Source organism: Burkholderia sp. BCC0398 (assembly GCF_902833245.1).
In the GTDB taxonomy this organism is placed as follows: domain Bacteria; phylum Pseudomonadota; class Gammaproteobacteria; order Burkholderiales; family Burkholderiaceae; genus Burkholderia; species Burkholderia sola.
In genome coordinates this window covers 183065-197173 of sequence record NZ_CADFEM010000015.1, presented here as the reverse complement: position 1 = coordinate 197173, position 14109 = coordinate 183065, and the positions used below count along the sequence as shown (strand labels likewise).

Here is a 14109-nt window from a genome sequence, read left to right as displayed (position 1 = left end):
TCCGCCTTCGGTCGTCCCATCGCCATGCTGACGTCTCCCGTTCCGTTGACGTCAACATGCTACGTGAACATAGACCGGTTAACAACGGAACAGGACACTAGCACGATGCCTGCTAGCGCACCAAGGCCGCGCCCAACCTTCGCTCCGACTTCGGCCCATTCGCTGGCACCGGCCCACTGCTTCATGATGAACGCCGATAGCGGATGAGCCGGCGCTTTCGCCACTGTTTCCGACGCGGTTTCGATGACGGTCCCGACGATCGAAACGACAGCGCCGACTGCCTTCAAACCGGTTTCGCCTTGGTTGAACTGATCGCTGCCCGCCCAATCCTTCGCCGCGAAGGTAAGCGTCGCCATCTGGAATATCACCGTCACGACGCCGAGATTGAACTCCCGGGCCGAGTTGAGCCACTTCTTGGCGGTATCCACGCCCGGAACCCTGACGGCCTTGATCGCGTCAGCCTCTAGCTTCCCGTCCCGAACCAGCGCGTCGACGTCCATCTCGTAGGCGACGACATTCGGATCACTCGGTGGCGCCGTCCTCAGGACCTGTTTCCCGACCTGGGTCGCCGAGGCGCGCTGTTCCGTCCGGTTTCCGTCCAATTTGACGCCCAACTCCCGGGCTTGCTGCAACGCCCAGTCGCGAATGGCAAGTTTGCTGACTTGTGACGGTTTGAGTCGAACTCCGGACTGTATCGCCAAACGAATAGTCACGAAGCCGAGCGCGGCACCGCGCGTGGTCTTCGTGAGTACGCCGACGATCTGATTGGCGGTCGTCACGATGAGTCGATCGCGCAGACTGGCCGCGTTGCCCAGATTTTCGATCTTCTTGAACGCTTCCTTGTAGAGATTCAGGAAGTTCTCGTATTGGATATCAGAACCGTGCACCTGTGCGTCCGCCGCTTTTATCAGCGTGTCCTGATTGAACATCAGGGCGCGCACGTACAGATTGCGGATGTTCGAAGCCTGACCGTTCAGCCAGTCATCGAGCACTTTCTTGCAGGCTTCGGTGCCGACAGCGGCACCAATGGCCTGTGCGCAGGACTCACTGTATGCGTAGCCGCTCCGAAGGTCCTGCGAATCGTGAACGCCAGCCATCCATTCGGCGAGCAATTGCGACTTGAGCCATTCCGCATGCGCTTGCACAAGCGGCTGCCACTTCGGCTTGAACGCTTCGAGCGCTTGCTGATACTCCTGTGGGAAGCGTTTCAACGCCTCTTCATCGAGCACGCTGGTTCGGGACGGATGATGAGAGCATCGCGCCCATGCCGCGATAAGCTCAGACGTATACCACAAAGCCCCGCGACGACACACGGGAAGAAGTGTCAGGAATATTGAACGAATGCTAACGTGTCGTGCGGAGCGAGCGCCGTATCAGCGCCGACCAGCGTCTCCATCGAGACCAGGGCCGGCTCTTGAGATCCAACACCGTTACAGAATGTGAAGCCAGAAACAGACGCCCAACAAAATGGCTGATTCCAGTATTTTCCGCCCGATCTGACATCGCTTGGAACGTCTCGGACGAACACCTGCGGTCCCGATGTTTTTGTACCGTCAACCCGCGCTGCCGGGCGGCATTGCACCGCCCGCTCCCGCTCACACCACCGGCCCCGGTTCCTTCTCCTTGCGCAGGATCGCGTACAGGATGATCGCGCCGAACGTCGCGGTGCCGATCCCGCCGAGCCCGAAGCCGCCGATCTTCAGCGAGAAGTCGCCGGCGCCGAGCACGAGCGTGACGGCCGCGACGATCAGGTTGCGGTTGTCGGAGAAGTCGACCTTGTTGACGACCCAGATCCGCGCGCCCGTCACCGCGATCAGCCCGAACACGACGATCGACACGCCGCCGAGCACGGGGCCGGGAATCGTCTGGATCACCGCGCCGAACTTCGGCGAGAAGCCCAGCCCGATCGCGATCAGCGCCGCGACCGCGAACACCAGCGTCGAATAGATCCGCGTGACGGCCATCACGCCGATGTTCTCCGCGTAGGTCGTCACGCCCGTGCCGCCGACGCTGCCCGATACGATCGTCGCGAGCCCGTCGCCGATGAACGCGCGGCCGACGTAGCGGTCGAGATTGGTGCCCGTCATCGCGCTGACGGCCTTGATGTGGCCGAGGTTCTCCGCGACCAGGATCACCGCGATCGGCGCGAGCATCAGCATCGCGTGCGGATCGAACACCGGCGCGCGGAAGCTCGGCACGCCGAACCACGCGGCCTGCGCGACGATCGCGAAATCGATCGGCTTGCCGAGGCCCATGCCGTTGGTCGCGATCGCGTAGATCACGTACGCGATCACGAGCCCGACGAGGATCAAGAGGCGCTGCATCATCCCGCGCGCGAATACCGCGACGCCGCCGACGCACAGCACCGTGACGAGCGCCATCACCGACTCGAAGGTCGAGCCGGACACGCCCTTGACCGCGATCGGCGCGAGGTTCAGCCCGATCACCGCGACCACCGCGCCGGTGACGACGGGCGGCATCAGCGTCTCGATCCAGCGCGTGCCGATCGCCTGCACCAGCGCGCCGAGCGCGACGTACACGACGCCGCACGCGACGATCCCGCCGAGCGCGACCGGAATGTTCGGGTTCGGGCCGCTGCCGCCGTAGCCCGTCACCGCGATCACGAGGCCGATGAACGCGAAGCTCGAGCCGAGATAGCTCGGCACGCGCCCGCCGACCAGCACGAAGAACAGCAGCGTGCCGATGCCCGACATGAAGATGCACAGGTTCGGATCGAAGCCCATCAGCAACGGCGCGAGCACGGTCGAACCGAACATCGCGACGACGTGCTGCACGCCCATCGCGACCATCTGCGGCCACGCGAGGCGCTCGTCGGGGCCGACCACGCGCGAGGCCGCGCCGGTCGATTGGACCCGCCAGCGCGGGAAGTAGGAATCGGACATGGGAAAAGCGCTCCTGTCGGTCGTCGGTCGCCGGCTGCGAAGGATGCGCCGGTCTGGAATCTGGCGCGAGTTTACGGAGCGGAAATGGGGCTGGCAAGCGAACCGGCGGGCGGAGCCGGCCAAACGAGAACGCGGCAGGCCGCGCGAGAGAGCCGGTGCGCGACCGCGCGGCCCCGGCGAAGCGCCCGTCCGCGCACGATGCGCGGCTGGCAGCGGCAAGCACCGGCCGCGAAGTAAGCGTGCGCTCACATCGAAGCCGGCGCCGCGTGCATCACGGATTGATGTACTGGAACAGCGACAGGTTCTGCAGTTGCACGTACGCCTTCTGCGCGCCGGTCAGCGCGTTCTGCACCTGCAGGTACTGGCTGATCGTCGTGACCATGTTGGTGCTGGTCAGGTCCGTCAGGTTGCTGGTCGTCTGCAGCGACGCGGTCTGGGTGACGGCCTGCATCGCCTTCACTTCCTGCTCGCGGCCGCCGACGGATGCCTGGATCGTCGTCACGTTGCGCATCGTGTTGCCGACCTTGATCGACCCGGTCATCAGCGCGTTCTTCAGCGACACGGCCGCGACAGGGTTGCCGGTCACCGGCGTCTTCAGCGCCGCGATCATCGAGTCGAGCGTCGAGAAGATGTCGGCGCCGCCGCTCGCCTGCGGGCCGGGCGTCACGGCGAACGTATCGCCCGTGCTCGGCGTGCCCGATACGGCCACCGTCATCCCGCTGCCGAGCGCGATCGACGCACCCGACGTATAGGCCTGCGCGGGCGTCGTGGTCGGCGGCTTGGCCGAGTTGTCGGTCACCGTGTAGGTCGGCGCGGCGGGCGTGCCGCCGAACGTGATCGCGAAATGGTGATCGTTGGTCGCGGCGGACGGGTCCGTCACCGTCACCGCGCCGATCGCGCCGGTGCCGACGTTGCCGGCGCCGGCCGACGGAACCTGCGCGCTGCCGAGCGACGGCACGGACATGAACACCGCCGAACCGGTGTCGCCCTGCGACACGCTGCTCGAATCGGCGATCTGCACCTGGCGCGTGCCCGAGTCGCCGACGTAGCTGATGCTGCCGTTCGGGCTGGCCGTGAACGGCGCCGTCGAATTGTTCAGGCCGGCGAACAGGTAATTGCCGGCCCCGTCGTTCGAGTTCGCGAGCGTCACCAGTTGGTCGCGATAGCCTTGCAGCTGCGTCGCGAGCGCCGAGCGGTCGCTGTCGGCCAGCGAGCCGTCGCCGGCACGCACGATCAGCGTCTGCACGCCGGTCAGCACGCTGCTCACGCTCTGCAGCGCCTGGTCCTCGGCCTGCAGCGACGCGAGCGCGGTGGTCTGGTTGGTCGTGTACTGCGACAGCGTCGCCGACGTCATCGACAGCTGCACGGCCTGCGCCGCGCCGACCGGGTTGTCGGCCGGCGTCTGCAGGCTCGTGCCGCTCGAAATCTGCTGGTACAGCTGCGCGAGCTGCGCCTGCTGATCGTTCATCTGTGAAACGTTCAGCTGGAAGAACTGGGCGCTGGAAATTCGCATCGCTTCTATCCCTCGAATCGGGTCAGTTGAACAGGCCGAGCACGGTCTGGAACAGCGTCGCCGCCGTCTGGATCACTTTCGCGTTCGCCTGGTAAAGCTGCTGGTACTGCATCAGGTTCGCCGCTTCCTCGTTCTGGTTCACGCCCGACACCGACTGCTGCGCGGTCGTGATCTGGCCGACGAGCGAGGTCTGCGCGGCGCTCGACGACTTCAACTGGCTCGCCGTGTTGCCGATCGCGTTCACGTAGTTCGCATACGCGCCGGTCAGCGTCGTCGTGCCGCCGCCGAGCGCCTTCGCGGTGACGAGCTGCGACAACGCTTGTGCGTTGGAGCCGTCGCTCGTGCCGCCCGCGTACGGTCCGATCGTGAACGTGTCGCCATCCGACGGCGCGCCGGACAGCGTGACGGTCACGCCGTTCATCACGCCCGCCGGGGCCGGCTGCGTGGTGCTGTTGATCGTCAGCTTCGCGCCGGCCGTCGCGTTGTACGGCACGCTGTCGGTCGGGCTCGTGATCGTCACCGAGGTTGGCGGGGTGCCCGCGATCGTCACCGTGGTGCCGGCCGGGAAGCCCGACAGCGACTGCGACGCCGCGTCGTAGGTCAGCTTGGTCGGCGTCGTCGGCACCTGGTAGCCGGCGCTCACCGCGCCCTGCGTGATCTTTGCCGTGCCGATGTTGGTTTTCGATGCCGCAGCGACCACCGGCGACGCGGCCGCGATCGCCGAGCCGCTCGTGGTCGCGAGGCCGAAGCCGGTCAGCGCGCCGCGCGTCGGCAGCACGGTGAACTGGTCGCCGGCATTCATCGCGCCGGACGAGAACGAGAAGTTCAGCCCGCCGAGCGAGACCGGCATCGGACCCGCCTTCTGGTCGACCACCGACCCGCTCGCGCGGTCGGTCAGCGTGTAGTTCGTGCCGTCGTACGACAGCGTGTAGTCGCTCGTCGTCGGCTGCGACGCATTGGCGAACGACACGGACAGCGACGCGTTGCCGGTGTTGCCCTGATTCGAATAGACGGTCGGGTTCGTCACCGTGAACAGGTTGCCGCCCGGCTTGCCCGCCAGATCGACGCCGAGCGCGTTCTGCGCGTTGACCTGCGCGGCGAAGCTGGTCGCGAGCGCGCCGAGCTGCGCCTGGGCCGGGTCGAGCGTCTGACGGCGGAACGCGAGCAGGCCGCCGAGCGTGCCGCCCGACAGCGACGCATCCGGCAGCGCCTGGTTCGGCCCCTGCGGATTCGCGCCGGCGATGCCCTGCGACACGACGGTCAGCTCGCTCGGATCGGACGACGACGTGACGGTCGCAAGCTGGTAGCTCTTGTCGGCGACGACGAGCGGCTGGCCGCCCGCGAGGAATACGCTGTAGCCGCTGTCGTTGCGGACGACCTGCACGCCGGCGAGGCTCGACAGGTTCGACACCGCGAGGTCGCGCTGGTCCATCAGTTGGTTCGGCGGCTGCCCCTGGCTGCTCGCCGCCGAGATCTGCTGGTTCAGCTGCGCGATCTGCGCGGTGTACGTGTTGATCTGCGACACGGTGCTGGTGAGCTGCGTGTTCACGCTCTGGCGCAACGCGTCGTATTGCTGGCCCGCCGCCTTCAGCTGGTCGCCGAGAATCTGCGCGTTGCTGATCGCGGTCTGCCGCACCGACGGATCGGACGCATTGTTCGCGACGTTCTGCAGCCCGGTGAAATAGCTCGTGATCGCGGTCGAGATGCCGGCCGTCGGGCTGCCGACGTAGTTGTTCAGCTGGGCGACGAGCGAATACCACGTCGACAGCGCGCCGCCCTGCGACTGCGCACCGTTCAGCTGGTCGCTCAGGTACTGGCTGTACTGCCGTTGCACGGTGACGGTGTTCACGCCCTGCGGCAGGTAGCCGCTGCTGGTGTACTGCCCGCTCGCCTCGGCATAGACGGGGCGTTCGACCGAATAGCCGGGCGTCGCGGCGTTGCTGATGTTCTGGCCGGTCGTCGTGAGGCCCCAGAGCGCGGCATTCAGGCCGCTGACGCCGAGGTTCATGAGTGTGTTGGACATGCGCGATCCTGATGAGCCGGCCGCGCTGCGGCCGCCGGGTTGCGTGACTCCCGGTATAACGGCCGCGGATTGAAAAAATTGAGGAAAAAATGCACGCCCGACGCACGGGCGTGCGTCGCCGCTGGAAGCGCCCGGCGCAAGGCGCCGGCGGCGCTGCGCGGGCGGCCCGTGGGGGCCTGCGCGTCAGGCCCGCGCGAGCGAGCGGCGCTTCATTTCGAGCTGCGTGATCAGCCGCTGCAGCGTGTTCTCCGCGCTGCCCGGCAGCGACATGTAGCGAAAGCCGAGCTGGTAGCGCCGCGACCCGTTCGGCATCTGCGTCGAGCGCTGCGACACCAGTTGCAGGTCGAGCGACAGCTTGCCGTGGCCGGTCAGCTCGAGCTCGACGTCCGGCAGCAGCGTGCCGACCTCGAGCGCCTCGACGCGCTCGTCGGCCGTGCGCAGCCCCACGCCGCCGAGCGACAGGTTGTGCACCTCGAACAGGAAGCTTTCGCCGTCCGGCAGCTTGCCGCGGCACAGGAACGGATCGACGATCGGCGCGTCGACGCGGAAATATTCGCGGCGCTGGATGCACACCAGCACGTCGGGGAAATCGGCGACGAACGCGGGCAGCCCCTCGTAGCGCGTCTCGCGCGGCGTGCCCGTGGTGAATTCGACGCGCACGCCCTCCGGCGCGGCCGCGAACGTGCAGTGCGACGCGCCGAGGATGCCGGCGTTCTGCTCGGACAGCGCGCCCCAGTCGAACGTGAACGTCCGCTCGCCGACGTCGACCTCGAGCAGACGCGTGACGAGCTGGCCACCCGGATACTGGACGGTCAGGAAATCGCCGCGGTTCACCAGGTTGCGCAGCTGCACGCCGATTTCCAGCGGATTGCGGCGGGCATAGTCGGGCCCGGAGTGGCCTGCATCCAGGCTGGGGTCCGTCGACGTTTCGATATTCATGGCTAGCCGGTCTTTCTTGTCATGGGCGCCCGGGGCAACCGGTGCGCAATAAAACCGGGCCAGAACGGGGGCCCGGTCGCAGGTCTCTCACACTTAGCGGCAGTGCTGACCGAAAGTTTAGATCGAAACGGCGATTTATTTCTCGCAAACGTTGAAACCGCGCGCGGCAAGGTGCCGGGCGCGGTCCAAAAGGGGTGGCGAGCCGGGAGCGGGCGGGCCCGTCAGCCGATCTGCTGCATGATCGAGATCAGCTTCTTCGCGTAATTCGGGTCGGTGGCGTAGCCGGCCTTCTGCATCCCGTGCGCGAAGCCTTCGACGCTGCGGCTCGCGCTCAGCACGCCCGCATAGCGCGGGTTGTTCTTCAGCAGGTTCGCGTAATCGGTCATCGCGTGCTCGTACGAGTCGTACGCACGGAACTTCGCGACCACGCGGCGCGGCGTGCCGTTCACGTATTCGGTGGTCAGCGCCGACACGGTGCGGCCGGTCCAGCCCTTGTTCGCCTTGATGCCGAACACGTTGTAGCTGGTCGAGCCGTCGGTCGCGCGGATCTCGCGCTTGCCCCAGCCCGATTCGAGCGCGGCCTGGCCGACGATGAAACGCGCCGGGATGCCGGTCGTCGCGCTGGCCGCCTGCGCGGGCGCCGCGAGCCGGTCGACGAACGCGTCCGCGTTCGGCACGCCGCTCGCGCCCTTGACCGGCGGCGTCAGCGCGCTGCCGGCCGAGTAGCCGCGCGCGCCGGCGAGCCCGCCGTTGTTCGCCGCGTTCGCATAGGCCTTCGCCATCGCGTTCATCGCGGCGAGGCTGCCTTCGTTGCCGGCCGCGCCGAGGCCGCCGGCGCCCATGCCGCCCATGCCGCCCGCGCCGACGTCGGCCGCCGTGTCGCCGCCCGCGCTGGCGCCCGCATTGCGCAGCAACTGCTTCATCAGCGCATCGGCGACGCCGATGCCGCGCGTCGACATCTGCTGCGCGAGCTGCTGGTCGAGCATCGACGTATACATCTTCGACGTATGCGAATCGAACAGGCCGCCGTCGGGCGACGCGTCGCGCATGCTCTTGAGCATCATCTGCGTGAACATCGCGTCGAACTGGCCGGCGACCGCCTTCGCGCCGGCCTGCGGCGACTGCTTCGCCTGCGCGCGCAGCGCGTCGAAACCCTGCACGTCGAGCGCGAAGCGCTGCGTGAGGTCGTTTGCGTTGGGGAGCGTGGCTGCCATTTAGATCACCTCCAGGTCGGCGCGCAGCGCGCCGGCCGCCTTCATCGCCTGCAGGATCGACATCAGGTCCGCGGGCGTCGCGCCGAGCGTGTTCAGCGCCTTCACGACGTCGGCGAGATTCGCGCCGGCCGTCACCATCTTCAGCGCGCCGTTGTCCTGCTTCAACTGGATCTGCGACTGCTGCGCGACCACCGTCTGCCCGTTCGAGAACGGCCCCGGCTGCGACACCACCGGCTGCGTGTTGACGACCACCGACAGGTTGCCGTGCGCGACCGCGCAGCTTTGCAGCGTGACCATCTGGTTCATCACGATCGAGCCGGTGCGCGCGTTCAGGATCACCTTCGCCGCGGCCTTGTCCGGGCTCACGTCGAGGTTCTGCAGGCGCGCCATGAACGCGACCTGCTGCGCGGAATCGGCCGGCGCCGCGAGCTGGATCGTGCGGCCGTCGAGCGCCGTCGCGGTGCCCGGGCCGAAGCTCGAGTTGACCGCGGACACGATCCGCTGCGCGGTGCCGTAATCCATGTCGTTCAGCTGCAGCTGCAGTACGCCGTTCATCTGTGCGACCGCGTTCGGCACCGCGCGCTCGACGATCGCGCCGCCGACGATCCGGCCGGCCGCGAGCTGATTCACCTGCACGCGGCTGCCGTTCGCGCTGGCGCCCGCGCCGCCGACCGCCATGTTGCCCTGCGCGAGCGCGTACACCTGCCCGTCCGCGCCCTTCAGCGGCGTGAGCAGCAGCGTGCCGCCGCGCAGGCTCTTCGCGTTGCCGAGCGACGACACGGTCACGTCGAGCGCTTCGCCGGGCCGTGCGAACGGCGGCAGCGTGGCGGTCACCATCACGGCCGCGACGTTCTTCAGCTGCATGTTGTTCAGCGACGACGGGCCGCCGTTGGCCGAACCGTTGTTGATCGAGATGCCGAGGTTCGCGAGCATGTTCGCGAGCGTCTGCGTCGTAAACGGCGTCTGCATCGTCTGGTCGCCCGTGCCGTCGAGGCCGACGACGAGGCCATAGCCGATCAGCGGGTTGTCGCGCACGCCCTGGATCTGCGCGAGATCCTTCAGGCGTTCCGCGTGCGCGGGCGCGGCGCCGAGCACGCACGCGGCCAGCACGACGGCGGCACACCGCGCGACGGCGCGTGCACGCAGCGACAGGCGGTGGAAAAGGGGGAGCTGCATCGTCATCACCACGGCGCGATGTTGAGGAAGAAGCGCTGCAGCCAGCCCATCGTCTCGGCTTCGTTGATATAGCCCTTCGACGAGTATTCGATCTTCGCGTCGGCGACCTGCGTCGAGTAGACGGAGTTCGCGCCCGAGATCGTGTTCGGGTTGACGACCCCCGAGAAGCGCACGAATTCGTTGCCCTGGTTGATCAGCATCTGCTTCTCGCCGCTGACCACGAGGTTGCCGTTCGGCAGCACGCTGGTGACGGTCACCGTGATCGTGCCGTTGAACGTGTTCGCCGCGCTCGCGCCGCCAGTGGCCGCGAACTTGTTCGCGCCGGCCGCCGACAGGTTCGCCTTCGCGAACAGTCCGCCGAGGAACGCGGCCGTCGGCACGCTGAAGTCGGTGTTGCCCTGCCGGTTGGTGTTCGCGCCCGACGACTTGGTCGCGTTGATGTTCTCCGCGATCATGATCGTCAGGATGTCGCCGATGTTGCGCGGGCGCTGATCCTCGAACAGCGGCCGCCCCGCGTAGCCGGGGTTGTAGATCGAGCCGGGCGCCTGCATCGACATCGGCATCGGCGGCTGCGCCGTCATCGGCTGCTGGATGATCGGATCGCGCGGAATCTGCGCGCAACCGGCGAGCGCCGCCACCGCGACCGCGCACGCGGCGCGGACGGTGGCTGACGAGGAGAGGCGAACCTGCTTCATGGCTGCGACGGGACGTTCCGGTTAGCTCTTCATCTGCGTGACGGTCTGCAGCATCTGGTCGGACGTCGTCACGGCCTTGCTGTTGATCTCGTAGGCACGCTGCGTCTGGATCATGTTGACGAGTTCCTGCACGACGTTCACGTTCGACGCCTCGACGTAGCCCTGGTTGAGCACGCCCGCGCCGTTCAGTCCCGGCTGCGATACGTTCGGCGCACCCGACGACGTCGTTTCCGCGAACAGGTTCTCGCCCTTCGCCTCGAGGCCGGTCGGATTGATGAAGGTCGCGATCTGCAGCGAACCGATCTGCACCGCGTTGCTGGAACCCGGCTGCGTGACCGACACGACGCCGTCCTTGCCGATCGTCAGCGACTGCGCGTTCTGCGGCACGGTGATCGCCGGCAGGACCTGGTAGCCGCTCGACGTGACGAGCTGGCCCTGCGCGTTGGTCTGGAACGAGCCGTCGCGCGTGTACGCGTTGGTGCCGTCCGGCATCAGCACCTGGAAGAAGCCCGCGCCGTTGATCGCGACGTCCTTCGAGTTGCCGGTCTGCGTGAGACCGCCCTGCGTGTACAGGCGCTCGGTCGCGACCTGCTGCACGCCGGTGCCGAGCTGCAGGCCCGACGGCAGTTCGGTCTGCTGCGTCGAGTTCGCGCCGGGCTGGCGGATGGTCTGGTACAGCAGATCCTCAAACACCGCGCGCGACGCCTTGAAGCCGTTCGTGCTGGTGTTCGCGAGGTTGTTCGAAATCACGTCCATCTGCGCCTGCTGCGCATTCATGCCGGTCGCGGCGATGTAGAGCGAACGATTCACTTGGTCAGTCTCCTGCGTAGGCTGGCGCGGGCGCTCAGCTGAAATTGAGCAGCTGGTTCGCCGTCTGCTCGTTCTGGTCGGCCGTCTGGATCAGCTTCGACTGAAGCTGGAACGCGCGCGCGTTGTCGATCATCGCGACCATCGCGGTCACCGGGTTCACGTTGCTGCCTTCGATCGAATTCGGCGTGACGACCACGTTCGGGTCGGCGTCGGCCGGATTGCCGTCGGCGGTGCGGAACAACCCGTCGTTGCCGCGCGTGAGCGTGGCCGGATCGGGATTGACGAGCTTCATCTGGTCGACGATCGCAACCGCCGTCGGCGGGTCGCCCGGCATCAGCGCGGACACCGTGCCGTCCTTGCCGATCGTCACTTCCGCGTTCGGCGGCACCGAGATCGGGCCGCCGTTGCCGACCACCGGCAGGTTGCTCGCGTTGACGAGCTGGCCGTTCTCGTCGACGTGCAGGTTGCCGGCGCGCGTGTACGCCTCGCCGCCGTCGGCCGTCTGCACCGACAGCCAGCCCGCGCCCTGCACCGCGACGTCGAGCGGATTGCCGGTGCGCGTGATCGGACCCGGCGCGTAATCGGCGCCGGGCGTGGACGCGAGCACGTAGGTGCGCGTCGTCGTCGGGTCGATGTTGCTGCCGTCGCCGAAATTCATCGGCACCGCGCGATACGTCGCGAGCTGCGCGCGAAAACCCGTCGTCGACGCGTTCGCGAGGTTGTTCGCGACGATCGCCTGCTGGTCGAGCGACTGCGACGCGCCCGTCATCGCCGTATAGATCAGTCGGTCCATGGCTGCCGGTTATCCGCGCTTACAGGTTGATGAGCGTCTGGTCGACGGTCTGCTGCGTCTTGATCGTCTGCGCGTTCGCCTGGTAGTTGCGCTGCGCGGTGATCAGGTTGACGAGCTGCGAGGTCAGGTCGACGTTCGAGTTCTCGAGCGCGCTGCCCTGCAGCGTGCCGTGGTTCGTGCTGCCCGGCGCCGACACCTGCGGCACGCCCGACGCCGACGATTCGGCGTACTGGTTGCCGCCGAGGTTCACCAGCCCGTTCGGGTTGTTGAAGTTCGCGAGCGCGATCAGGCCAAGCACGGCGGTCTGGCCGTTCGAGTAGTTGCCGGTCAGCTTGCCGTCGCTGCCGATCGAGTAGGTGGTGAGCCTGCCGCTCGCGTAGCCGTCCTGCGCGAGATTGTTCACGCCGTCCTTGCCGCCGTACTGCGTCGTGCCGGTCAGGTCCAGCGTCAGCGCCTGCGGCGTCGCCGAGCCGTCGGTGTTCGGCACGGTGAACTGGAACTGGCCGAGCGACGCGGTCGGCGCGGCCGGCGTGCCGGTCGTCGTGCTCTTGATCGCGCCCGACGTATCGAACGTGATCGTGCCGAGATCGGTCGTCGCGCCGCCCTGGACGCCCGCGTACGCTTCCCACGTGCCGGCCGCCGACTTCACGAAGTACATGTTGACCGCCTGCGAGCCGCCGAGCGAGTCGTACACCTGGATCGCGGTCGAGTAGTTGTACGTCGTGTTGTCGGTCGCGCTGAACGGCGTCTTGGTCGGCACCGTGTCCTGCGAGTTCAGGTTGAACTGGCCGGTGATCTTGGTCGTCGCGGTCGGCGCGATGTTGTTGGTCGGCGCCTGCAGCGGCACGGTCTGCGCGGTGTTGATCACGCCGCCCGCGTTGGCCGCGTAGCCCATCAGGTTACGGCCCTGCGCGTCGACGATGAAGCCGTTCTTGTCGCGCTGGAACGTGCCGTCGCGCGAGTACGTCGTCACGCCGTTGTTCGACATCTGGAAGAAGCCGTTGCCGTTGATCGCGACGTCGAGCGACGAGTTCGTCGTATTGATCGTGCCCTGCCCGAAGTTCTGCTGCACCGAGTTCAGCGACGTGCCGATGCCGATCTGCGTGTTGACCGACGTCGCGACCGAGTTCGCGTACATGTCGGCGAACTGCGCGGTGCTCGACTTGAAGCCGACCGTGTTCGCGTTCGCGATGTTGTTGCCGATCACGTCCAGCGCGTTCGATGCGCCGGCGAGGCCGCTCAGACCCTGTTGATAACCCATTTCGCTCTCCGTGACGAGAAAACTCGATCAGTTGGTGGTGGTGTCGCCGGTCGAGGACGACTTCGTGTTCGGGAAGATCGACGCAACCTGGGTGAGCCCCACCGTCGTGCCGTTCGACAGCACGAGCCCCGCCGTGCCGTCCGCCTGCTTGATCACGCTCTGCACCGTCGCGGCCGCGAGCACGGTCGGCGCATACGTCTTGCCGTCGCTGCCCGTGTACTGCGCGCTCACGGTGTAGACGCCGTCGGGCAGCGCGTTGCCGGCCGCGTCCGTCGGCGTCCAGTTGAACGGCACGGTGCCGGCCGACTGCTTGCCCGCGTTGATCGTGTTGACGACGGCGCCCGTCTTGTCCTTCACGGTGATCGTCAGGTTCGACACGTCGCTCGCGAGCGACACGCCGAACGGCGACGCCGCGCCGCTCTTCACGCCGACGCTGTTGCCCGGCGCGAGCACGTTGGTGCCGATCAGCAGCGCGGCCTGCGTCTGCTGGCCGGCCGCGAGCTGCGTCGACAGCGACGTGAGCGACGTGTTCAGCTGCGCGATGCCGCTCACCGTGTTGATCTGCGCGAGCTGCGACGTCATCTGCGAGCTGTCCACCGGGCTGGTCGGATCCTGGTTCTGCAGCTGCGTGACGAGCAGCTTCAGGAACGTCGCCTGCAGGTCGCTCGCCGACGTGCCGTTGGTCGACGACACGTTGTTGGTGTTCATCGTGTCGGTCGGCAGCGTCGACACGTTGGTGCCGTTGCCGCCGATCGTCGTGTTGGAGGAAGTCATCCTGGGTG

The 14109-nt window shown here is 67.2% G+C and carries 12 protein-coding genes; all 12 read right to left on the bottom strand.

Going from position 1 to position 14109, the window contains the following annotated elements:
* Positions 1-59 precede the first annotated feature (59 nt).
* Positions 60-1229, bottom strand: coding sequence for a T6SS effector BTH_I2691 family protein (locus HWX76_RS29040; protein ID WP_244138028.1), 1170 nt, complete (start codon positions 1227-1229; stop codon positions 60-62).
* Positions 1230-1595: 366 nt separating this feature from the next.
* On the bottom strand, positions 1596-2903 hold the full coding sequence (locus HWX76_RS29035) for a solute carrier family 23 protein (RefSeq protein ID WP_050014271.1): 1308 nt from the start codon (positions 2901-2903) through the stop codon (positions 1596-1598).
* 271 nt (positions 2904-3174) lie between these two features.
* Complete coding sequence (flgL, locus tag HWX76_RS29030; protein WP_050014270.1) at positions 3175-4416, bottom strand: flagellar hook-associated protein FlgL; 1242 nt, start codon at positions 4414-4416, stop codon at positions 3175-3177.
* A 22-nt stretch (positions 4417-4438) separates the two neighbouring features.
* Positions 4439-6439, bottom strand: a complete 2001-nt coding sequence (flgK, locus tag HWX76_RS29025; protein ID WP_050014269.1) for a flagellar hook-associated protein FlgK — start codon at positions 6437-6439, stop codon at positions 4439-4441.
* Positions 6440-6622: 183 nt separating this feature from the next.
* Complete coding sequence (locus HWX76_RS29020; protein ID WP_050014268.1) at positions 6623-7378, bottom strand: flagellar brake protein; 756 nt, start codon at positions 7376-7378, stop codon at positions 6623-6625.
* A gap of 221 nt (positions 7379-7599) precedes the next feature.
* Positions 7600-8592 carry a flagellar assembly peptidoglycan hydrolase FlgJ gene (flgJ, locus tag HWX76_RS29015; protein WP_176016713.1) on the bottom strand — a complete coding sequence of 331 codons (993 nt, stop codon included), beginning with the start codon at positions 8590-8592 and terminating at the stop codon, positions 7600-7602.
* A complete protein-coding gene (locus HWX76_RS29010; protein ID WP_050014341.1) occupies positions 8593-9768 on the bottom strand; it encodes a flagellar basal body P-ring protein FlgI in 1176 nt (391 codons plus the stop codon).
* Between the two features lie 5 nt (positions 9769-9773).
* Complete coding sequence (gene flgH / locus HWX76_RS29005; RefSeq protein WP_176016712.1) at positions 9774-10463, bottom strand: flagellar basal body L-ring protein FlgH; 690 nt, start codon at positions 10461-10463, stop codon at positions 9774-9776.
* Positions 10464-10484: 21 nt separating this feature from the next.
* Positions 10485-11273, bottom strand: coding sequence for a flagellar basal-body rod protein FlgG (gene flgG, locus HWX76_RS29000; RefSeq protein ID WP_006477564.1), 789 nt, complete (start codon positions 11271-11273; stop codon positions 10485-10487).
* Positions 11274-11307: 34 nt separating this feature from the next.
* Complete coding sequence (gene flgF / locus HWX76_RS28995; protein WP_050014265.1) at positions 11308-12066, bottom strand: flagellar basal-body rod protein FlgF; 759 nt, start codon at positions 12064-12066, stop codon at positions 11308-11310.
* 19 nt (positions 12067-12085) lie between these two features.
* On the bottom strand, positions 12086-13327 hold the full coding sequence (gene flgE / locus HWX76_RS28990; protein WP_050014264.1) for a flagellar hook protein FlgE: 1242 nt from the start codon (positions 13325-13327) through the stop codon (positions 12086-12088).
* A gap of 27 nt (positions 13328-13354) precedes the next feature.
* The gene (locus tag HWX76_RS28985) at positions 13355-14101 is read right to left on the bottom strand and encodes a flagellar hook assembly protein FlgD (protein ID WP_050014263.1); all 747 of its coding nucleotides are present in this window, start codon (positions 14099-14101) and stop codon (positions 13355-13357) included.
* Between the last annotated feature and the right edge of the window lie 8 nt (positions 14102-14109).

What these genes read in the sequence shown, in the direction of transcription:
- flgF (WP_050014265.1), bottom strand. Translation starts at nt 12,066, where the DNA reads ATGGACCGACTGATCTATACGGCGATGACGGGCGCGTCGCAGTCGCTC.
- HWX76_RS29035 (WP_050014271.1), bottom strand. Translation starts at nt 2,903, where the DNA reads ATGTCCGATTCCTACTTCCCGCGCTGGCGGGTCCAATCGACCGGCGCG.
- flgE (WP_050014264.1), bottom strand. Translation starts at nt 13,327, where the DNA reads ATGGGTTATCAACAGGGTCTGAGCGGCCTCGCCGGCGCATCGAACGCG.
- HWX76_RS29010 (WP_050014341.1), bottom strand. Translation starts at nt 9,768, where the DNA reads ATGCAGCTCCCCCTTTTCCACCGCCTGTCGCTGCGTGCACGCGCCGTC.
- HWX76_RS29020 (WP_050014268.1), bottom strand. Translation starts at nt 7,378, where the DNA reads ATGAATATCGAAACGTCGACGGACCCCAGCCTGGATGCAGGCCACTCC.
- flgL (WP_050014270.1), bottom strand. Translation starts at nt 4,416, where the DNA reads ATGCGAATTTCCAGCGCCCAGTTCTTCCAGCTGAACGTTTCACAGATG.
- flgH (WP_176016712.1), bottom strand. Translation starts at nt 10,463, where the DNA reads ATGAAGCAGGTTCGCCTCTCCTCGTCAGCCACCGTCCGCGCCGCGTGC.
- flgK (WP_050014269.1), bottom strand. Translation starts at nt 6,439, where the DNA reads ATGTCCAACACACTCATGAACCTCGGCGTCAGCGGCCTGAATGCCGCG.
- flgJ (WP_176016713.1), bottom strand. Translation starts at nt 8,592, where the DNA reads ATGGCAGCCACGCTCCCCAACGCAAACGACCTCACGCAGCGCTTCGCG.
- HWX76_RS28985 (WP_050014263.1), bottom strand. Translation starts at nt 14,101, where the DNA reads ATGACTTCCTCCAACACGACGATCGGCGGCAACGGCACCAACGTGTCG.